20 protein-coding genes are annotated in these 19,628 nt (G+C 47.7%); 10 read left to right on the forward strand and 10 right to left on the reverse strand.

Translation table 11 applies throughout. The features are described from left to right. Positions 1 to 7: 7 nt before the first annotated feature. Positions 8 to 1,006 (reverse strand): alpha/beta hydrolase, encoded by a 999-nt coding sequence (locus Q9R25_RS11770; protein ID WP_214784235.1) that lies wholly within the window; start codon positions 1,004 to 1,006, stop codon positions 8 to 10. Between the two features lie 30 nt (positions 1,007 to 1,036). Then, a complete protein-coding gene (locus Q9R25_RS11775; RefSeq protein ID WP_159563347.1) occupies positions 1,037 to 1,858 on the reverse strand; it encodes a Cof-type HAD-IIB family hydrolase in 822 nt (273 codons plus the stop codon). 129 nt (positions 1,859 to 1,987) lie between these two features. Between Q9R25_RS11775 and Q9R25_RS11780 the strand changes: the two genes are divergently transcribed. From Q9R25_RS11780 to Q9R25_RS11795, 4 genes are all read left to right on the forward strand, one after another. Further along, complete coding sequence (locus Q9R25_RS11780) at positions 1,988 to 2,680, forward strand: response regulator transcription factor (RefSeq protein ID WP_015880495.1); 693 nt, start codon at positions 1,988 to 1,990, stop codon at positions 2,678 to 2,680. Continuing rightward, positions 2,677 to 4,056, forward strand: a complete 1,380-nt coding sequence (locus tag Q9R25_RS11785) for a sensor histidine kinase (protein ID WP_074034934.1) — start codon at positions 2,677 to 2,679, stop codon at positions 4,054 to 4,056. Before Q9R25_RS11780 ends, Q9R25_RS11785 begins: the two co-directional genes overlap by 4 nt. A gap of 64 nt (positions 4,057 to 4,120) precedes the next feature. Then, on the forward strand, positions 4,121 to 4,486 hold the full coding sequence (locus tag Q9R25_RS11790) for a DUF1499 domain-containing protein (RefSeq protein ID WP_159563348.1): 366 nt from the start codon (positions 4,121 to 4,123) through the stop codon (positions 4,484 to 4,486). Beyond that, positions 4,483 to 5,907 (forward strand): dihydrolipoyl dehydrogenase family protein, encoded by a 1,425-nt coding sequence (locus Q9R25_RS11795; RefSeq protein ID WP_311283200.1) that lies wholly within the window; start codon positions 4,483 to 4,485, stop codon positions 5,905 to 5,907. Before Q9R25_RS11790 ends, Q9R25_RS11795 begins: the two co-directional genes overlap by 4 nt. 33 nt (positions 5,908 to 5,940) lie before the next feature. Here the strand turns inward: Q9R25_RS11795 and Q9R25_RS11800 are convergent, their stop codons facing one another. From Q9R25_RS11800 to Q9R25_RS11810, 3 genes are all read right to left on the reverse strand, one after another. Continuing rightward, on the reverse strand, positions 5,941 to 6,720 hold the full coding sequence (locus Q9R25_RS11800; protein ID WP_074034931.1) for a flagellar motor protein MotB: 780 nt from the start codon (positions 6,718 to 6,720) through the stop codon (positions 5,941 to 5,943). Beyond that, on the reverse strand, positions 6,698 to 7,480 hold the full coding sequence (gene motA / locus Q9R25_RS11805; protein WP_015880500.1) for a flagellar motor stator protein MotA: 783 nt from the start codon (positions 7,478 to 7,480) through the stop codon (positions 6,698 to 6,700). The genes Q9R25_RS11800 and motA overlap by 23 nt, the downstream gene beginning before the upstream one ends. Before the next feature lie 86 nt (positions 7,481 to 7,566). Continuing rightward, positions 7,567 to 7,818 (reverse strand): hypothetical protein, encoded by a 252-nt coding sequence (locus tag Q9R25_RS11810; protein ID WP_230235447.1) that lies wholly within the window; start codon positions 7,816 to 7,818, stop codon positions 7,567 to 7,569. Between the two features lie 140 nt (positions 7,819 to 7,958). On the opposite strand from Q9R25_RS11810, the gene Q9R25_RS11815 reads away from it, so the two are divergent. Both Q9R25_RS11815 and Q9R25_RS11820 read left to right on the forward strand, forming a co-directional pair. Then, the gene (locus tag Q9R25_RS11815) at positions 7,959 to 9,338 is read left to right on the forward strand and encodes a TrkH family potassium uptake protein (RefSeq protein WP_311283201.1); all 1,380 of its coding nucleotides are present in this window, start codon (positions 7,959 to 7,961) and stop codon (positions 9,336 to 9,338) included. Positions 9,339 to 9,491: 153 nt separating this feature from the next. Then, complete coding sequence (locus Q9R25_RS11820; RefSeq protein WP_159563351.1) at positions 9,492 to 9,776, forward strand: hypothetical protein; 285 nt, start codon at positions 9,492 to 9,494, stop codon at positions 9,774 to 9,776. Between the two features lie 69 nt (positions 9,777 to 9,845). On the opposite strand, the gene Q9R25_RS11825 is transcribed toward Q9R25_RS11820, so the two are convergent. Together Q9R25_RS11825 and Q9R25_RS11830 are read right to left on the reverse strand one after the other, a co-directional pair. Further along, complete coding sequence (locus Q9R25_RS11825; protein ID WP_159563352.1) at positions 9,846 to 10,916, reverse strand: SDR family oxidoreductase; 1,071 nt, start codon at positions 10,914 to 10,916, stop codon at positions 9,846 to 9,848. Then, a complete protein-coding gene (locus Q9R25_RS11830) occupies positions 10,913 to 13,087 on the reverse strand; it encodes a PAS domain-containing sensor histidine kinase (protein ID WP_214691306.1) in 2,175 nt (724 codons plus the stop codon). Before Q9R25_RS11830 ends, Q9R25_RS11825 begins: the two co-directional genes overlap by 4 nt. 126 nt (positions 13,088 to 13,213) lie before the next feature. Between Q9R25_RS11830 and Q9R25_RS11835 the strand changes: the two genes are divergently transcribed. Both Q9R25_RS11835 and Q9R25_RS11840 read left to right on the forward strand, forming a co-directional pair. Next, a complete protein-coding gene (locus Q9R25_RS11835) occupies positions 13,214 to 13,708 on the forward strand; it encodes a restriction endonuclease (protein WP_015880505.1) in 495 nt (164 codons plus the stop codon). Positions 13,709 to 13,925: 217 nt separating this feature from the next. Then, entirely contained in the window at positions 13,926 to 14,408 is a 483-nt protein-coding gene (locus Q9R25_RS11840; RefSeq protein WP_015880506.1) for an LURP-one-related family protein, read from the forward strand. Positions 14,409 to 14,464: 56 nt separating this feature from the next. Here the strand turns inward: Q9R25_RS11840 and Q9R25_RS11845 are convergent, their stop codons facing one another. Next, entirely contained in the window at positions 14,465 to 15,088 is a 624-nt protein-coding gene (locus Q9R25_RS11845; protein ID WP_015880507.1) for a DUF1836 domain-containing protein, read from the reverse strand. A gap of 151 nt (positions 15,089 to 15,239) precedes the next feature. Between Q9R25_RS11845 and Q9R25_RS11850 the strand changes: the two genes are divergently transcribed. Next, the gene (locus tag Q9R25_RS11850) at positions 15,240 to 15,890 is read left to right on the forward strand and encodes a diacylglycerol/polyprenol kinase family protein (RefSeq protein WP_214691305.1); all 651 of its coding nucleotides are present in this window, start codon (positions 15,240 to 15,242) and stop codon (positions 15,888 to 15,890) included. 155 nt (positions 15,891 to 16,045) lie between these two features. Beyond that, positions 16,046 to 16,966, forward strand: coding sequence for a UDP-N-acetylmuramate dehydrogenase (murB, locus tag Q9R25_RS11855; RefSeq protein WP_074034917.1), 921 nt, complete (start codon positions 16,046 to 16,048; stop codon positions 16,964 to 16,966). Positions 16,967 to 17,062: 96 nt separating this feature from the next. Here the strand turns inward: murB and ald are convergent, their stop codons facing one another. Next, positions 17,063 to 18,193 (reverse strand): alanine dehydrogenase, encoded by a 1,131-nt coding sequence (gene ald, locus Q9R25_RS11860; protein ID WP_015880510.1) that lies wholly within the window; start codon positions 18,191 to 18,193, stop codon positions 17,063 to 17,065. Between the two features lie 132 nt (positions 18,194 to 18,325). Beyond that, entirely contained in the window at positions 18,326 to 19,549 is a 1,224-nt protein-coding gene (locus Q9R25_RS11865; protein ID WP_159563356.1) for a PucR family transcriptional regulator, read from the reverse strand. Between the last annotated feature and the right edge of the window lie 79 nt (positions 19,550 to 19,628).

Genomic DNA, 19,628 nt, shown 5'->3' on the forward strand with positions numbered 1-19,628 from the left:
TTTTGCATTATACAGATTGATTTGTCGTTTCACGTAAGAACGTAATCAAACGACGATACGTGGAATTAGCCGCTGGGCGGTCCATTTCGAAGTAATAGTTATGGCCAAGCTCGTGCTCGTTCCGATCATAAAAGACAGTCGTGACATCCGTACGTCCTGAAAGAATCGTTGCAAATTCCTTGGCCTGCTCCTCAAAGGAATGGTCATTCCCGTCCGCGATAAACGTTGGGACGAATGTGGCCGGTACATTGACGAGTGGCGACGCTTCAGCAACGACCGGGAGAGTCTCCCAATTGTATGTGCCGAAGTATGCCCATCCGATTCGTTTGAACAAGAAGCGGTTCACTGACTTCGATGATTCGAGCCATGTGCGCTTCAAGTCGAGCGGTGCAGACAAGAGGATGGCACCGAGGATTGAGGATTTTGGTACGACTTGTCCCACTTCAGCAGAAGGCGAATAGTCGTCATTCAACTGGATCCCGACAAACTGTGCAGCGAGCTGTCCACCATTCGAATCACCTGCAAAGAAGACGCGGTCTAAATCGAGACGGAAGCGGTCATTGTTCTCAGCGATGAACGAGTACGCTTCTTCGATTTGTTTGAGCGGGGTCGGGTACATCACGTCAGGTGCGAGTGCGTAATTGATACTGACGACGTTGTAGCCGTTACTCGCAATTGAAGTGGCGTATTTTAACACATCCGATTTATCCCCACCGACGAATGATCCGCCATGTACCCAAAAAATGGTAGGGACCGTGCGGCTATTTCCTTCATAACGGATCAAATCAAAGGTTCCATTGTCATAAGAAGACAAGTAGTCGATGTCTTTTCGGACAGACGTCTTTTGAACGACTTCCTCGAATCCCTTCATCTCCACTTCGTTTCCCCCCGCAAACGAAGTTTTGATTAAACGTGTGGCTGGTTTCGGTGAGAGGAACACATAAGCCGCTCCTGCGACCGCAGTTCCAATCAATCCGACTCCAGCTCGTTTCAACCCTTTATTCATCTTCCTTCCTCCCTTTCTACAATCAGAAGCTTATTGCGTGACGAGTACGTCCGCCATGTACGTTTCGATGACATGAGCGATTCCGTCTTCGTTGTTTGATTTTGTTATGAAGTCCGCTTTTCCTTTGACCGTCGTGTTAGCATTTCCCATCGCGACGCCGAGGCCGGCCCATTCAATCATCGTCAAATCATTGTTTCCGTCACCGCAAGCGATGACTTCTTTTTGTGCGATGCCGAGTTGATCTGCAAGGAAGGCGAGACTCGTTCCTTTTGTGACACCGGCTTCAGTAAACTCAAGGAAGAACGGTTTTGAACGGGCTACAGCCAATTTCCCGGCCAATTCTGTTTGTAGCTTCGTTTCGATTGGAGCGAGTGTGTCGCCATCCGCAAGCATCAAACATTTGACGACCGGAGCTGTCACGGCATCTTTAAAGTTGTCGACATGAATGACCGGCATTCCCGTCAATTCACCTTCGATATCCGTATAAGGGTTCGGGCGATCGGTTACGATTTCGTTACCGACGTACGTATGAATCGCGATTCCTTCCCGTTCACTGATATCATGGAGATGGGCGACTGTATCCGGCTGGAGCGTGCTCGAGAAAATCTCCTCGTTTGTCGCACAATCGATGACCGAGGCACCGTTGAACGATAAGATGTAGCTTCCGTATTTCGCAAGTTCTAATTCACGGGCTGCTTCCCACATCGCAAACGTTGGTCGTCCGCTCGCGAGAACGACTTTATAGCCGCGCGCCTGTGCATCGAGAAGTGCTTCTTTTGTCTTAGGGGAAATCGTATGGTCGCTCGTGAGGAGCGTATCATCCATATCCAATACAATCATCTTGTAACTCATAGTAGTAGGGGGTCCTCCTTCAGAATCTAATGACTCCATCCTAAACCTTTTTAAGGTCAATTGACAACCTTGTCGCAAAAACGTAACTATAATGTAGAGAAGTGAACTCTAGAAGAGGTGGAAATCGATATGAATCGAATTTTAGTAGCTGAGGATGAACATGCGATTCGCAGCTTCATTATTGTCAATTTAAAACGAGCCGGATTCGACGTCTTTGAGGCGACGAACGGGCGAGAAGCGGTCACCGCATTTGACCGTGAACCGTTCGATGTCGTCCTATTGGATGTCATGATGCCGGAAATGGACGGATTCGAAGCATGTGCTGCCATTCGTGATCTTGACGAAAATGTAGGGATCATCATGTTGACGGCACGGACGCTCGAAGAAGATAAAATTGAAGGGCTCGGTAAAGGTGCAGACGACTACATCGCCAAACCGTTCAGTCCAGGTGAATTAGTGGCGCGCATCCAAGCGTTGTTGCGCCGTGTCGAAAAAGTGAAACGAAAAGATTCGAAACGCTTGAAGTCGGGACCGTTCGCAATCGACCTCGCCGCAAAACAAGTGACGAAGTATGGACAGTCGATCGATTTGACGCCGACCGAGTATGACTTGATCTGTCATCTCGTCCAAAACGAAGAGATCGTCTTGTCACGTGATGCGCTACTCGATGCTGTATGGGGCGTTAACTATTTCGGTGACCGAAAGACAGTCGACGTCAACATTCGTCGCTTGCGTCAAAAAATTGAAGATGACCCGAGTCATCCGGTCTACATCGAGACGTTGTGGGGTCACGGATATAAATGGCGGAGACATGAGGCATGAAACAACAGTTAGTCATTCGCATGATGATTGTCGTGACGATTGTCTTGCTCTTGCTCGTCAGCATTTTGTCTTACGGGACGTATCGCTACTATTACGAGTATGAGTCGGAAGCGTTACTAGGTCATGCGACAACGAGTGCATATCTATACCCTCAAGCCCAAGTTGGGTTTGAAACACCGAGCGCCTTTTCAGTCCTCGTCCGAACATTCGGATATCCTGGAACTGATTTGACGATTGTCGACCGGAGCGGTTCGATTGTCAAAACGACGGGACAACGAACAAGGCAGGCCTCTTTCTCTCAAGAACAGTTACAGCAACTGTCGCAAGGAGAGTCCGTCGTGCAGGACTATGACGTCGGGGATGAACATTACTTGTCGGTCACGAGTCCCATTATGACGAACGATACGTCCGAGTTTGCCATCAGTTTCACGCGACCGCTTGAAGACTTGGACACGCTCATTCGCGAAATTTGGATGACGGTCGTCATGATTGGCGTCTTGATCTGGTTGCTCGCCCTATACACCGTCATCAGGATTGCCGATCGCTTCGTCAGACCGATTCGTCACATCATCGAGGCGGCCGATGAGATGGCTCAGGGCGACTTCGATGTATCCGTTGAGTCAAATGAGAAACATGAGCTTGGAGCCTTGGCTCGAACGCTCACGTATTTAGGCGCGAAAGTCCAGCAGCATCAGTCGACACGTAACGAATTCCTCTCGAGTGTATCGCACGAACTCAGAACACCACTCACATCGATTAAGGGATGGACCGAGACGATTCGGGGTGGTGATGAGAAACTATCTGAAGAGACGGAGCTCGGTTTAAGCATCATCCATTCGGAGACAGAGCGCATGATCGGTCTCGTCGAACAGCTTCTCGACTATACAAAAATTGAGGAGAGTCGGTTGGTCTTGTATCGCCAAGAACTGGACCTGGTCTCTTTGTTACGTCAAGTGACTCTGCAATTAAAACAGTCACTTGAAGACAAAGGCATCACACTCATCGAACGCTATCCTCAAAAATCGGTCGGACTATTTGATGAGAATCGTTTGAAACAAGTGTTCTTAAATATCCTCGAGAACGCGATTCGTTTCTCGCCAGACGGAGGAACGTTGACCATCCGCTTCGTGCAATCGGAACGTGTTGCCTTCATCTCGATTATCGATGAAGGTCCCGGCATTTCACGAGAGCATTTGCAGCGCATCACCGAGATGTTCTATCAGGCTCATGTCACAGAAGGTAGTAGCGGGCTTGGACTTGCGATTTCAAAAGAATTGATTGAAGCGCATGAAGGCAAACTCGTCATCGAGAGCGAGGTCGGACACGGAACGACGGTGACCGTCTTATTGCCGCTCGACCCGAGTGAACTACATTAATAGGATTAAACCTCCCGAATTCAGGCTACATATAGATGTATGTAGACTGAGGGAGGTTTTTATAATGGCCAATCAATCTTTGAAGCCGTTAAAAGGAAGTCCGAATGCTGTGTCAACCCAAACTTCAATTGAAGAATTGCGGATGGACCCACTGCCGTATGCAGGCAGTCGCGGGCAATCAATTGAAGCCATTAAGATGGCGATGAATCAGTTGCCGCGGGCTGAACTGGTGAAGGAAACAGATGAAGGACTTCATTATGTAGTGACTTCTAAAGTGATGCGATTTAAAGATGATGTCGATTTTTTATTTGATGACGCTACTCAACAAGTCGAGTTTCGATCTGCGTCGCGTGTCGGCTATTCAGACTTTGGCGTGAATCGAAAACGAATGGAAGATGTGAGCGAACGATACCGGAGGTTGATTCGATGAAGGACTATCAGTTGATTGTCATCGGTGGCGGTGCTGCCGGGATGACGGTGGCCGCAGGGGCTGCGAATTTAGGCGCAAAGGTCGCACTTGTTGAAAAGAACAAACATTTAGGTGGTGACTGTCTGCATGTCGGATGTGTGCCATCGAAAGCGTTGATTGCCGCTTCAAAAGAAGCGAATGCGATGATGCGCGCGGCCCGAGTTCTCGGAACCGAGTTCAATGGACAAGAGCATTATCAAATGTCAAAAGCGCGTGTCGACAAAGCACGTGCCATTATTCAAGACCATGACGGGACAGAGCGTTTTGAAAAGATTGGCGTCGACGTCTATATCGGAGAAGCCTCGTTCCAAAGTCCGCACGAATTAAAAGTAGGGAACGAGTTATTGATCGGGAAAAAATTTGTCATCTCGACGGGGTCGAAACCGACAGTTCCTCCAATCGATGGACTCGATCAAGTCCCATACTTAACGAACGAAACGGTCTTTGAAGAAGAGACGCTCCCGGAGAGCCTGATTGTCATCGGCGCCGGAACGGTCGGACTTGAATTGGCCCAGTCCTTTGTCCGACTCGGCTCACAAGTGACCGTGCTAGAGGCGCAGGATGATTTCCTACCTAAAGAAGACGAGGACGTCGCCACCTATTTGAAATCTCAACTCGAGATGGCGATGCGCTTGAAAATCGGCGTAAAGGTCAATCGAGTCGATGAGGTCGATGGCCGCATTCGTGTCACGACAGAGGTGAACGGCGAAACGGTCGGATATGAAGCGGACAAACTGCTGATGGCGACGGGTCGCGTTCCCCGAATCGATGCGCTCCGTCTCGACCGGGCGAACGTTCAGGTGACGAAAGGGTATATCGATGTCTCGTCGTCATATCGGACGTCACAATCTCATATCTTTGCGATTGGAGATACGATCAAGACGCTCCCATTCACACACGCCGCTGGAGAAGAAGGGAAGGCGGTTGTCGCGAACGCGCTCTTTGGATTATGGAACAAGGTCGACTATAGTAAGCTCCCGTGGATCACATTCACAGACCCTGAGGTGTTCCACGTCGGGATGACGGAGAGAGAAGCGCGCGAGCGTTACGGTGACGACATTGAGACGTATGAAGCGAAACTGTCCGAAGTGGACCGTTTCATTGCTGAACGCCAAGAAGCAGGCTTTGTCAAAGTGATTACGAAGAAAAATGGAAAAATCATCGGAGCTCATGCAGTCGGTGAATCGGCGGGGGATTGGATGCAAATTGTCGTTTATGCGATGCAACGTGGTGACAAAATCGGGAAGCTGTCTCGTATGATTTACCCGTATCCGTCGCGAAGTGAGGCCGTGAAGAAAGTGACAGACCTTTACTGGCGGAAACGATTGTTCGAAAGCCCACTCACCGAACTGGCGAGACGCTACTTTAAATTGATGCAATAACACAAATCACCCACTCGAACGAGTGGGTGATTGTTAGTTTGGTAAGGTGATGGTTTCAATCATCTTTGGTTCGCCCTCAGAAAGGTCGACGAGTGGTTTGATCAACACCTCGACACGTCGGTTTTTAGAGCGACCTTCTTCTGTATCGTTCGTCGCGATCGGTTTAAACTCACCGTAACTCGCGAGCGTGAATTGAGCCGGGTTCAAGGCATCATTTGCCAAAAGGCCACGCATGAACGCGGTCGCACGTGCCGAACTGAGTTCCCAGTTTGACGGGAAACGTGCTGTATTGATTGGAATGTTATCCGTATGGCCGGAGACGACAATCTCTCGCTTGCCCGCCTTCTCTAAAATTTGACTGATGTTTTGTGCGACGTTACGAGCATCAGCATCGAGAGTCGCCTCTCCTAAGTTGAACAGGGCACGGTCTTGAATCGTCAAGACGAGACCACTTGAATTGATTGTCGCTTTGATTTGGCTTTCGAGACCGTTCTTTTTAATGTATTTGTTTACATCTTCTTTTAACTCGTCAAGTTGAGCCAATTCATACGTCCGTGGGTTGGCGGTCGTATTGGTTTTGTCTGTGCGACTGATGTCACTGTTTGAGGCAGTCGAAGCTTGAAAGACGCTGACGCCTCCAGAGAACACCTGGTTGAAAGACTGTGACATTTTCTCAAGCTTTGTCTGGTCGATGTTACTCGATGCGAATAGTACGATGAAAAGCGCGAGCAACAGTGTCAACAAGTCGGCGTAAGGAATCAGCCAGCCTTCGGGAATATGTTCTTCATGATCATGCTTCTTTTTGCGCTTCATAGTCAGCTCGCTCCTTTGGAGACAAATACACAGACAGTTTATCTTCTAGCGTTTTTGGAGATTCACCACTTTGAATCGATAAAATCCCTTCAATCATCATTTCCTTGATGATGACTTCACTCTTCGAATACTGCTTCAACTTGTTTGCAAACGGGAACCAAAGCACATATCCGGTGAAAATCCCGAAAAGTGTCGCGACGAAGGCCGCAGAAATGGCATGTCCGAGCTTTTCGATATCAGATAAGTCTTTCAAGGCAGCAATCAATCCGATAACGGCTCCGAGTACCCCAAGTGTCGGGGCATATGTCCCGGCTTGAGTGAAGATATCAGCGTTTGCTTTATGACGCTGTTCCATATTTTCGATGTCGCGTGACATGACTTCCGCAATATATTCGGAAGGTTGACCGTCGATGACCATCATCATGCCTTGGCGTAAAAATGGTTCTTCGACTTGTTCAAGTGCCGTTTCGAGGGAGAGGAGTCCCTCTTTTCGGGCTTGGGTCGACAAGTCGACGAATTGCGTGAGCAATCCGGACTTGCTCGGGAGTTCTTGTTTTTTGAACAAGATTTTAAACAGTTTTGGAACATTCTGAAGTTGTTCCTTCGATACAGCGATACTGACAGCCGCGGCTGTACCGACGAAAATGATAACCATTGCGGCAGGGTTGATCAGCGGCGCAACACCTGCTCCTTTTAATAGCATTCCACCGACGAGGGTGAGGAACCCGAGTATGAGTCCGACTAACGTAACGACATCCATGTCTTTGTTTTCCACCTTTCCGAAATAAATCAGGACAAAAAAAGCGAGAGACGCCACTCGTCTCCCGCAACATGCGTTCCCGATGATTAAGCGCCGTTTTCATCAATCAGCATTTGAATGCTGATATTTCGTTCTTCACGCTCTATATCGGTTAATACGTCGTATTTTTTTAACAATGCGTACAATTGATTCACGACTTCTTGCTCGAGTGACCAATTGAGTAACTCTTCTAGCTGAAAATAAAGGTGAGCGGGCATACATTGTGACTGGCGCTCCAACCTTCGTGAGACATCCTCTATCGAATGATCTACCGTACTAGGGTCCACGGTTTCATTCAACCTCCTCAACATTCTTAAAGTCTATCTCCCATAATACCAAAAAATCGAAGAAAACGTTAGAGATACATTTTCTTGTTGGCATTTATAAAAGCTAGGAGTAACATGGGGCTTAGAATAATAGAAGTGAAGGGGATGTCGTGATGCGACATAGATTGTCAGCGCGTGAGTTGCGCTTGAAACGAATCGAGGTGCTTTACCGAGTCGTATTTGAAAAACCTGCCCGTTTTATCGCGGGAGGATTTTTACTGGCGATTTTTATTGGGGCCACTCTTTTATATATGCCATTTGCGCAAGAAGAATCGGTTTCTTGGATTGATTGTTTGTTTATCGCAACGTCTGCCGGAACGGTCACTGGACTATCGACAGTCGACATCGGCTCCTCGTTTACCCTGTTTGGTGAATTGGTCATTGTCGCCCTCATCCAAATCGGGGGTCTTGGGTTTATGACAATCGCCTTGATGTTGTTAAGTGTATTAGGCAAGAAAATCGGATTAAAACAACGAATTTTGTTACAAGAATCATTGAATTTAGCCGGACCGGGGGGGACAGTTCGTCTCGTTCGGAACATCGTCTTCACGACAGTCATCGTGCAGTTTATCGGGATGTTGTTTTTGACGTTCGAGTTGTTTAGTACAGAGAACTATTCTTTTGGAACAGCACTTTATTACGGTTTCTTCCATGCAGTGTCTGCCTTTAATAATGCGGGATTCGCATTATTTCCAGACAGTCTCATGTCATTTGAGCAGAACACGGCCATCATTGTGACCATCGCCCTCATGATTATGATTGGAGGTCTTGGATTCACGACGATTGCCGATGCCACGGAAGTGAGAGGCTGGAAACGTCTCGCCCTCCATTCAAAAATCATGATTTTGTCACTCTTGGTCATCAATGGTGTCGCTTGGTTGGTCCTCATGATGTTTGAATGGGTATCGAATGAAGGGGTATTGTATGGTCGATCCCTCGGTGAGGCGTTACATGTGACGTTCTTCCAAGCCGTGACGACACGGACGGCCGGCTTCAATTCAATTGACATCGCGACCATGGCTCCAGCCTCGATCGGTTTGATTTTGATTCTGATGTATATCGGGGCAGGAGCGGCTTCGACCGGGTCGGGGATCAAAGTGACGACGCTTGCCGTTATCTTTGCGGATATGTGGGCCTTCATCGCAGGTAAGAAAGAAACGGTCATCATGGAGCGGACGATTGATGCGTTTCAAATCAAAAAGGCATACGTCGTCGCCATCTCAAGTTTCTTGTTCATTATGATGATCACGACACTCGTCATTTTGTCGAACGGCCACATTCCGGCGACTGCCATTCTATTCGAGACGGTCTCGGCGTTTGGGACAGTAGGGTTATCGCTCGGCATCACAGCGGAATTGAATGATGCCGGGAAGGGGCTGATCATGTTCATGATGCTTCTCGGACGTGTCGGATCGTTGACCATTCTCTTTACCGTCGCACGTCAAGCCGACCGGAAGATTCGCTATCCGAAAGAGAAGATTTTGATTGGTTGAACATGTATTGTAGGCTGCATTCCTCATGAAGGAGTTGCAGCCTTTTTTGAGGTATCGTAGTCAAGAGCGACACAGATTTTTGATGGTCTTCATCGTATGCAATAATTGGTATATAATGGGTTAGGGAATGAATCGATAAAGGAGGATTTGGACTTGTTATCTTGGCTCGGTATGACAAAAGGTGAGAAGACAGGGCGCCCGTTCTTCGGGGATGTGTCGAAACGAGCGGTAACGCTTGTGTTACTCTCCTCGTTGATGTTGATGTATGGTGTGAAGTCGCTATTGGTTTACCTGATTCCAACTGCATACTTGGAGGATGCGATCGTTGCGGTTCTTCCTGGTATCGTAGGGCTCCTTGTGGCATTGGTCTATATCCTCGTCCTCGAGCGTCTGCTTCACGATCAAGCGGTGTCTCGTAACGACGCGGATGAGATATAAACAAGTGTACGATGATTCACGGCGTATACTTGTTCATTTAATTTCAATCATAGTTGAAGCCCTGACGAATCAGGGCTTTTTGTGTGCCATATAATAATGGACAATCTCAGGGAGGTAATCCTGGAGGTCTGGACATACGATGCCCGTTCCGTCGAGTGCCCGTATCGTTTGTGTCGTGTCAAAGTGAACAGGATGTTTAAAGTACTCCAATAGTTCGTGAGGAACCTCAAGTCGCTTGGCACCATTCCAAGCAGTAAATGCCGCGTCAGCAACGGCATGAGGAACGGTTCCGCGAGGAGAACGCTGAAACATCGTCTCATGCAACATACGATATACCTCTCGTGCGCCATGTGGGAATGGGTCCGTCAAATGAAATGTCCGCTTCAGGCCGTTTGGAGAATGAGCTAGGAAAGCGGTCGCTTCTACTACATAATCGTACGGAACGAGGTTTACCTCAACATTCGCCCGCCCGATGTAAGGGAGTGGTCGCATCTGCTGGAGTTGTGTCATCAATTGTAAGACGAAATAGACACCGTCGAACTTTTTCGTTTCGCCCGTGCGACTATGTCCGATTACGATCCCAGGACGAATGACGGTGATTGGCATGCCACCCATTTCTCTTGAAACAAGTGCCTCTGCTTCATATTTAGTCGCCTCATAATGATTTTTAAACTGGACCCGATGCCATAATTCATTTTCATAAACCGTCCCACGGCGACGTCCGGCGATATAGGCGGTACTGAAGTACACATAACGCTTCAATTGTTTCGAGCGTTTGGCGAACGCGGTCACATGTTTGGTTCCGAGTATATTGACGCGATAACCGATGTCATAAGGAATACTCAAGTCATATGCGGCGGCGAGATGGAAAATGTAATGTACATCGCGTTCAATGACAGACCGCATAATCGGGTCGAGAATCACTTCGGGTAACGTGATGTCTGCTTCAACAAGGACGAGCTGGTGCGGTGCAAGCGACGTCGTTGACAGTAGCGTATCTCGTAGCTCTTCTGCATCACGTTGTTGGTTCGGAAGATGCAAGGCGTAGATGACTCCGATTTGATGCGGTAACGAAGCGAGGTGTTCAATTAATTTTCCTGCTAAAAAACCAGGGAACCCGGTAAAGGCGTAATTGTTCATGACGTTTCCTCCGCTAAATCTAATGTGAATGTGAAAGTCGACCCTTTTCCGACAGTCGATTCCACTTCGATGCTTCCACCATGTGATTCGATAATTTCTTTACAAATCGACAAACCAAGACCGGTTCCACCAATTTTACGTGTATCCGAATTATCGACCCGATAAAATTTTGTGAATAATTTTTCGAAGGCGTGCTCCGGAATCCCGATACCGAAATCACGAATGGATACATGCGCTTGATTGTGGTCTTGTCGGACTCGTACTTCGATTTCCTGTCTATTCGGGGAATACTTAATCGCATTTGAAATCAAGTTGACGAGAACTTGCTCGATGCGATCGCGGTCGGCAACGAGATGCAAGTCATCATCCGCATTATCGAAATGAATGGTATGATCACTCGTTTCGCGGAAGCGTTCAATCACTTCTAAGACAAGTTCATTCAAAGCGAAATGATCTTGTTTATATTCTTGGTGACCATCTTCCATGCGTTGGATGTCCAAAAAGTCGTTGAGTAGGGCGGTCAATCGTTTCGCTTCCCGCGACATCGTCTTCAAGAAGCGCTCTCGTTTTTCAGGCGTCAAATCTCGAGCGAGCATCAATTCAATATATCCCGATAATGAGGAAAGAGGAGTTCTTAGTTCATGTGAGACCGTGCTCACCAGTTCATTTTTAATCTGGTCCATCCGCTCTTCCTCGGTTCGGTTACGGAACACAAACAAGAATCCACTATCCATACCGATTTGTCGTTTTGTATCCATCGTCGTTCCATACATCTCATAGTATTCTTCATCTCGGTCGTTTGGCTGTGGGATGGAGAAACGCATCGATACTTCACGCGCTGTCCCATCGAGAAGTTGATCCATCTTTCGTAGCATCTCGCTCCTGTCACGAGGACGGAACGTGGAGAGGAGCGGGATACGCTCCTGAATTTTGTTTGGAGCGATGCCCGGTAAGTCCATGAGTCGTCTTGCGTGGACGTTCATGAACAAGACACTCCCGTTCGATTCGGTCAAAACGAACGCTTCATTCGATGCTTGTAAGATTGACTGGATGATATCGCGCTGACGGGCGATGGCATTTTTTTCACGTTCGAGCATACGCTCTACTTTTTTACGGTCGCTGATATCACGCATGACCGCGACTCGTAACGTTTGCCCTTGATACGTCACTTCTTTCGGATACACCTCTAGTTCTAAGAACGTTCCATCTTGCCGACGACCAATCACTTCGTATGGCGTTTGAATGTGATTGCGAATGCGTCGCAACACATCAGCCCGGTACCCTTCCGCGATAAACTCGATAGTCTGGCGTCCCATCATTTGCTCTGCAGGGATTTTAAAGATGGATTCCGCTGCCTTGTTCGCATCGAGAATCATCCCATCTTCATGGAACAGAACGGCTTCGATGACCGATTCGGCAAACATGCGATAACGCTGTTCCTTATAACGGAGCTCACGTTTCAACTCAATCTCGGAACTCACATCAAATACGAAGAAAAAGAAGCCGATGAGTTGCTCTTGCTCATAAACGGGATGCATGAACAATTTGCCGATGAAATGTGTCCGATCTTTACATTGAAACTTCCATTCCCGGTCTCCTTTGTCGAGTGCGAGGCGCAACATTTGTTCGAACGATAGCAACCGTTCCGTCTCGTCTTGATAAGCAGAGCGCTTTTCACTTAATTCTCTCGATTCAAATAAAGCGAACGGTGTCATTTCGTAAAGCACTTCATGGGGCGCATAGCCAAACAGTTCCGTGGCCCCCTGATTGAAACGAGTAATCAACAGATTCGCATCCGTCATGATCATCGCCATGTCGAGTTCAGTATGCATCATCGCCTCAAAAGCGTTGTGTTGAATCGTCACGCGTGTATCATGGGGCAATGGCTCAATGGAGAGGATATATTGATTTTCCCACGGAATGGCGTGTACTCGCATCGTTGGCAGTTCATACATCCAAGGCAGTCCTTGTTCCATCCGACGAGACAATTCCATCGTAATCGGTGACTGATTGACCATATGGAAAAGGTTCGAACGTCTCTGTAGATTCTCAGGAAACTGCTCGAGAAACGGACGGTTTGCCTGAACGATTGTTCCATCTTTCTGTATTAACGCAACTCCGTAAGGTAATGCATGTAGTAACTCACTTTGGAGATTGGCATGATTCTCCATGAACAGTCATCCCTCCTTCGCGGTGTCAGACGAGCACATCTTCTATATCATTCGACAGATCCCCCTTTCATTTCCTGCCCTCAAAACGGTAAAGTGAGGGAGAGGAATTGGAAAGGAAAGATGAGCATGATTGGATTACTCATTGGGATCATCGGTGCCATATGTTTATGGTGGTTCGAGGCACCGCTTTGGAGCAGCGTACTGCTTCTCTTGCTTGGAATTGCATGGTTTATATGGAAAGTAAGGCTGTCGACCATCGACCGCATTGATCGAATGGATGGTCGGGAGTTTGAATTATTTTTAGAGGAAGTGTTCACCGCGCTTGGTTACACGGTCACGGTGACTCCAGCATCACGTGACTTTGGTGCTGACTTGTTATTGGAGACACCGGATGGATGGTCGATTGCCGTTCAAGCAAAGCGTTATGAAAAGACGGTCGGACTCGAAGCGGTTCAACAAATTGCAGCGGCCGTTCCCTATTATCAAGCACACGAAGGCTGGGTCGTGACGAACTCGAATTTCACGGACAGCGCATACGAATTGGCAGCGCCAAATCAAGTTCGTCTGATTGCAAGAATGGAGCTTGAAGAACTCTTAAAAGAAGCGGGATATAAGCGATGAGAATAGGCTTGTTCACAAGTTCGACAGAATCCAAATGATGTCGAAAAAAAAGGGTTGTCTTTTTCTTTAAACGATGCAATAATCATCTTCGTCATATGAAATATGTAGTAGTTGAAACGAGATAAAAACTACACAGAGAAACGATTGGGGTTTTCAGTAATACCCGACCGTACACATACAAACAATCACGGTTGGAACGTGCTAGGAGGAAAAAGCGGTGCGCAAATTAATTTATGTAAAAGGTTGCGTCTTTACACAAGGTGAGGCGACCATTTATGACGAGACAAATGATGCGATCGGATCTGTTCACCGCGACGCGGAAGGCAGTGTCCAAGTGCACAATTTGTCTGGACGACAGATCGCTCATGGGAAATACATCCCAAACTGCCAAAAATGGGTCGTGATGAACCATGATGGACAGGCGATTGGTCAATTGAAAGACAAGTTCTCGTTATTCGGGAAAAAGTGTGAGTACAACGTCTATGAACGCGGACTCTTCACGATTCAATATGATGTGGAACGTCACAAGTTTAGCGTTCGCGACAAAGCAGGTAAACTTGTCGCGGAACTACGGAAACAAGAAGACGATACGTTCTGCTTAACGAAAGAAGCCGATCAGTTATCGATGTTCGAACTCCTTTCCGTCTTAAAGACGTTAACGGTCAAATCACGGATGCCGCTCGCAGCATCTGTCTCATAACGATGACGAGCACCGGTCAAGAGACCGGTGTTTTTTGATACGAAAAAACCGTCTCATCAAATGAAACGGTTCAAATAGTGCTTGGCCTCGAGTTCGAGTGTCGTCACCCGATGTGCGTATAGACAAAGCTTCAAGACGTGAATGATATTTGGATGTTCATAGTTCATCTTTTCGAGCGAACGCTTCGCCCGTGTATCGAGAAGGTCGATCGGGCTTGTTGACTTCGCATACTCCGCGTAAAGTCGATAAAAATCAATCGGTTTGATGAAGTCGTCTTCGTCCCGGTCAGGGTTGTTGAAGATGAGCGCCAACAAGGAACTCGTCTCTTCGAGGGAAAAAAGGTGTTTCAAGTCATCAAGGAGATAAATGATTGCCGCTTGATGCAAGGAATACTTTTTACCGATTCGTGGGACACCGATGATTTTACGAACTTCACGCTTCGTCCAGTTTTGAATCGTCGTCGCAGAGAGATGCTCTCCGGTCAGTGCGTTAGCGAGAGCGACGATTTGGTTAATCGATAAGCCGTTCTTTTCAATATGAAACAAGTGGATTTTTCGAAGCTCTTTTGGGAAATGTTCACGCACGTCTTCAGGGAAGAGGGCGATGGCTCGCTCGATTTCTCCGACCTGCATAAAATGAAGGCAATCTGCCAAAGTTTGAATTGAAGTTGCGTCGCGCATACGGCCACCCTTTCTATCGCCAACAGCGTACGTTGGCTATACAGTCATTTGACCTCATTCTACCAAATGTTTGAAAAGTAAGCTAGGATGGGCACTGATTAAGGTATAATGACGGTATCATACACACTCTATATATGAAGGTGGTCAAGCAATGAATGAATGGATTAGTTCGATTCTTTCCATTGTAGTCGTCCTCGTGTTTCTCGTGGGTCTCGAACACGTCGGGAAGCGTCTGGGATGGACGGATGAAACGATTCGAAAAAGTGTACATATCGCAGTCGGGCATTGGTCGTTATTAGCAGTTTGGTTAATGGATTCATGGTACGTCGCGGCAGTCCCGCTCATTTTCTTCACATTTGCGAATGCGGTCCTGTTATATAAAAGCCCGTCACCGGTGCATCAAACGGAACGAAAATCATTCGGGACTGTATACTATCCGATTGCATTGCTCATTATCTTATACTTCTTCTTCGAGTCCGAGCCGATCGCATTTTTAGCCGGATCACTCGTGCTCGCCTGGGGGGATGGAATGGCTGCACTCATCGGACGCAAATATGGGACGGTCATCTATGATTTATATGGACAAAAGCGTTCTTTCCAAGGAAGCATTGCCATGTTTCTAAGCTCATATGCTGTCTTATTTTTATTGTTTTTGTGGAATGATGTCGTCCTTTGGCAAGTGGTAACATATGGGTTTATCATTTCCATCATCGCTACACTAACTGAAGCGATTTCATATCGAGATTGGGATAACTTTACAATTCCAATCATTGTTGCCATTGCGACATCACTATTGCTATAAACTAATCATGAATTTGTAAGAAAAACGTTGCTTGTCACGTCCAATAATCATTTGTATACTGTGATTCGTACTGAAACCATTCAGTGACGTGCTCGGAACGAATGAAGTGGGACCGAGACACTGATTAAATAGAACATAAAGGATTGAGTGAACGCATGAGCTTTTTACAGCAACTTCAAATGATCATTCCGGCCGAGCGCGTCCTTCAAGACGAGCCATTGTCGGCACACACGTATACAAAACTAGGGGGCAAAGCAGATTACTTCGTGGCTCCACACACGTACGAAGAAGTGCAGGCCGTCTTAAAACTGGCCCACCAAGAAGCGATGCCGTTTATGATTCTTGGCTTCGGTTCAAACTTGATCGTCCGCGATGGCGGCATCCGTGGAATCGTTTTGAACTTGAATGAACTCGACTCGATTCGTCGGGAAGGGAATCAAATAATTGCCCAGGCAGGAGCAGCGATTATCGACGTCTCACGTCAAGCACTGGCAGAGGGATTATCGGGCCTCGAGTTCGCATGTGGGATCCCTGGGACGGTCGGTGGTGCCGTCTACATGAACGCAGGTGCATACGGCGGAGAAACGAAAGACGTCATCACATCTGCGACGGTATTGACGCAGGATGGTCAAGTACTTCATTTATCTAAAGACGAACTCGATCTTGACTATCGAACGAGCCGTGTCTCAAAAGAGGGCTTGATCGTACTCGAGGCAACGTTCGAACTAGAACCGAAAAACTATGAATTAATCAAAGAAGTCATGGACGACTTGACGTATAAACGTGAATCGAAACAACCGCTTGAATACCCTTCGTGTGGTAGTGTGTTCAAACGTCCGCCTGGCTATTTTGCCGGCAAGTTGATTCAAGACTCTGGACTGCAAGGCAAACGCATCGGAGGAGCGGAAGTCTCGCTCAAGCATGCTGGGTTCATCGTCAATATCGATGAGGCGACGGCGACAGAGTACATTTCACTCATCCGTCACGTCCAGGCGACCGTTAAAGAGAAATTTGAAGTGGAATTAGAGCCGGAAGTGAAAATCATCGGGGAAGATATCGCCGTTGAGAACGCATAACGCATAATTAAAGAAGGAATCGGACGATGGCGTTCGGTTTCTTCTTTTTTTATATAGAAAAAGACGATGAGAACGGGCATCTCATCGTCTTAAAGGTTAAGCTTGTGTTTGTTTTGAGACCGCCTCATGGGCCGGAACGAACGGATATTCCAAATCACGTGCAACCGCTTCATACGTGACCGTTCCATTGATGACGTTTAGGCCTTTGAGAAGTGCCTCGTTTTCAAGAAGTGCTGGGAATACGCCTTTTTGCGCACACTCGATGATATATGGCATCGTCGCGTTTGTCAGACCCATTGTCGAAGTGCGTGGCACGGCACCTGGCATGTTAGCGACGGCGTAGTGTTGCACGCCATAACGCTCATACGTTGGCGCATCATGCGTCGTGATATGGTCGATCGTCTCACAAATCCCACCTTGGTCGATGGCGACGTCGACGATGACCGAACCAGGCGACATGCGCTGTACCATTTCTTCCGTGACGAGTTTCGGTGCTTTTGCTCCTGGAATGAGCACGGCACCAATCACAAGGTCACTCTCAGCCACTTGTTTCGCAATGTTGTATTTATTTGAGATCAACGTATTGATTGTGTTTCCGAACAAGTCGTCGATTTGACGAAGACGAGCCGGGCTAATGTCCATCAACGTCACGCTCGCCCCAAGACCAATTGCGATTCGAGCTGCATTCGTTCCAACGACACCGCCTCCGATGACCGTGACGTTCGCACGAGGCACGCCTGGGAGACCAGACATCAAGATTCCTTTTCCACCATGTGGTTTTTCAAGGATTTGAGCTCCGATTTGCGCAGCCATACGTCCTGCCACTTCACTCATCGGTGTGAGGAGTGGTAACGTGCGATCCACTTCTACTGTCTCGTAGGCGATGGCTGTAATCCCAGAATCGACGAGCGCTTTCGTTAATTCTGGCTCTGCCGCAAGGTGTAAATAGGTGAAGAGCGTCAAGTCAGGACGGAAGTATTGATACTCAGACGGCTGTGGTTCTTTTACTTTGAGAGCGAGTTCGACGCCTTCCCAAACTTCTTTCGCCGTTTCAAGAATCGTTGCACCGGCATCAATATATTCCATATTCGTGAATCCGCTACCGAGACCGGCATTCGTTTCGACGAATACATCATGACCAAGCTCCGTTAACATAAATGCACCCATCGGTGTTAAGGCCACCCGATTTTCATTGTTTTTAATCTCTTTTAATACCCCGATTTTCATGGAACATTCCCCTTTCATTCCGTTGACACAATTTGTTCACACCCCTAGTATAGACCCATTTGAAAACGCTGTCTTTAGCATGGATTCTAAAAACGAAGACGCTAACTTTGTGAAAAATCACAAAGTTAGCGTCTAGTCTTCTAATCGATATTGACCAGCCTTAATGGCTAAATAAATCATGGATCTTTCTGGTAAGGAAACTTGTGTGATATTCGTCAACTCTTCGATGCGGCGAATCCGGTACAGAACGGTATTCGGATGAATATGAAGATGAGCGGCGACTCGTTTGACGTTCCCATCAAAATAAAAATACCATTCGAGCGTCTTCACGAGTTCGGTCTGATGGGATGAATCATAATGCTGCAACCGTTCGACTGTCGGGTGGGTCTCCAGTCGGAGTCCGATACGTCGAGCGAGTTCCGGGACGAGTTGATAAATGCCGATCTGCTCGAAGGCACGGGAAGTCGATAGTTCGAGCGGGAACTTGCGACGCAGCGTGGTAACCCGTCGCGCTTCTTCGGCTGCGGCATATAACATGTCACTTTCGAAAAAACGTCGGCTGATGCCAAGACGTGGTTCGGATTCGCTGAACTTGTCTTGAAGCAATTGTTCGAACCGTTCCGCCCAGGCTATGAGTACAGTCTCTTCATCGGAGAGTTCAGACTTCATATAATGCCAGACGAGTAGCTGCTGACCGTCGATGGCATGTAAAACGACTTCAATTGACTCTTGCGTCGCAAGCACATAGTGAAGGCGTTCCGCAAGTTGAGGGGTGATCGGTTGAGCACATTCGATGACCGTCAACCGACTGGCGACGGCAATCGGAGCAAGTTCGTTCAATCGTTCGCGATTCGCATCCGTCAGGGTCGGGGAAGCGAGGACATCTAATAAGAAGCGTTCGAGCTCGGCGCTGATTCGTCGCTCGTGCATCGCGATGGTCATAAGCAGCTTTTTGGCGATGGTCGCCCCTTCTTGCAAGATGGCTAATTCTTGAGTACTGAACGGATTTGTCCGAGCTAAGCTCCAAATATAGCCGAGTACTTCATCATGTTGTTTGATGACGATTGCGGCGCGTTCCCCAAGACCGACGGCGAGACGGGCCGGGATGACGACCGGTTCATTTTGGTCGATGACTTCTTGTAAAATACCACTCTCCCATAGGTCTTCGATGACAGCTTCTGGGACACGACGCCCGATGATGGTCGCAATCCTGGCCGGGTCGGTCGAATCCGGATGTGTACTATAGGCGAGCAACTGGTGGTGGCGATTCTCAATCGTGATCGGTGCTCGAATCGCTTGACCAATCGCTTCGGCGAGTGTATCGAGAGACTCATAAGATTTCTGCAAAAAAGGCATGTCGATTCCTCCTCTCTCTTGAGTATACCGTCTTCTTTGTGAAACTTCACAAAAAGAATCAAGAGTGTGAGAAATGACA

Origin of the sequence: Exiguobacterium sp. BG5(2022), assembly GCF_031844365.1 — a bacterium.
Lineage (GTDB): Bacteria > Bacillota > Bacilli > Exiguobacteriales > Exiguobacteriaceae > Exiguobacterium > Exiguobacterium profundum.

Excerpts from the sequence above, each read along its gene's own strand:
- Q9R25_RS11800 (WP_074034931.1), bottom strand. The coding sequence starts at position 6,720 with ATGAAGCGCAAAAAGAAGCATGATCATGAAGAACATATTCCCGAAGGC.
- Q9R25_RS11780 (WP_015880495.1), top strand. The coding sequence starts at position 1,988 with ATGAATCGAATTTTAGTAGCTGAGGATGAACATGCGATTCGCAGCTTC.
- Q9R25_RS11825 (WP_159563352.1), bottom strand. The coding sequence starts at position 10,916 with ATGAACAATTACGCCTTTACCGGGTTCCCTGGTTTTTTAGCAGGAAAA.
- Q9R25_RS11835 (WP_015880505.1), top strand. The coding sequence starts at position 13,214 with ATGATTGGATTACTCATTGGGATCATCGGTGCCATATGTTTATGGTGG.
- Q9R25_RS11770 (WP_214784235.1), bottom strand. The coding sequence starts at position 1,006 with ATGAATAAAGGGTTGAAACGAGCTGGAGTCGGATTGATTGGAACTGCG.
- Q9R25_RS11790 (WP_159563348.1), top strand. The coding sequence starts at position 4,121 with ATGGCCAATCAATCTTTGAAGCCGTTAAAAGGAAGTCCGAATGCTGTG.
- Q9R25_RS11845 (WP_015880507.1), bottom strand. The coding sequence starts at position 15,088 with ATGCGCGACGCAACTTCAATTCAAACTTTGGCAGATTGCCTTCATTTT.
- Q9R25_RS11850 (WP_214691305.1), top strand. The coding sequence starts at position 15,240 with ATGAATGAATGGATTAGTTCGATTCTTTCCATTGTAGTCGTCCTCGTG.
- motA (WP_015880500.1), bottom strand. The coding sequence starts at position 7,480 with ATGGATGTCGTTACGTTAGTCGGACTCATACTCGGGTTCCTCACCCTC.
- Q9R25_RS11815 (WP_311283201.1), top strand. The coding sequence starts at position 7,959 with ATGCGACATAGATTGTCAGCGCGTGAGTTGCGCTTGAAACGAATCGAG.
- Q9R25_RS11830 (WP_214691306.1), bottom strand. The coding sequence starts at position 13,087 with ATGGAGAATCATGCCAATCTCCAAAGTGAGTTACTACATGCATTACCT.
- Q9R25_RS11865 (WP_159563356.1), bottom strand. The coding sequence starts at position 19,549 with ATGCCTTTTTTGCAGAAATCTTATGAGTCTCTCGATACACTCGCCGAA.
- ald (WP_015880510.1), bottom strand. The coding sequence starts at position 18,193 with ATGAAAATCGGGGTATTAAAAGAGATTAAAAACAATGAAAATCGGGTG.
- Q9R25_RS11785 (WP_074034934.1), top strand. The coding sequence starts at position 2,677 with ATGAAACAACAGTTAGTCATTCGCATGATGATTGTCGTGACGATTGTC.
- Q9R25_RS11775 (WP_159563347.1), bottom strand. The coding sequence starts at position 1,858 with ATGAGTTACAAGATGATTGTATTGGATATGGATGATACGCTCCTCACG.
- Q9R25_RS11795 (WP_311283200.1), top strand. The coding sequence starts at position 4,483 with ATGAAGGACTATCAGTTGATTGTCATCGGTGGCGGTGCTGCCGGGATG.
- murB (WP_074034917.1), top strand. The coding sequence starts at position 16,046 with ATGAGCTTTTTACAGCAACTTCAAATGATCATTCCGGCCGAGCGCGTC.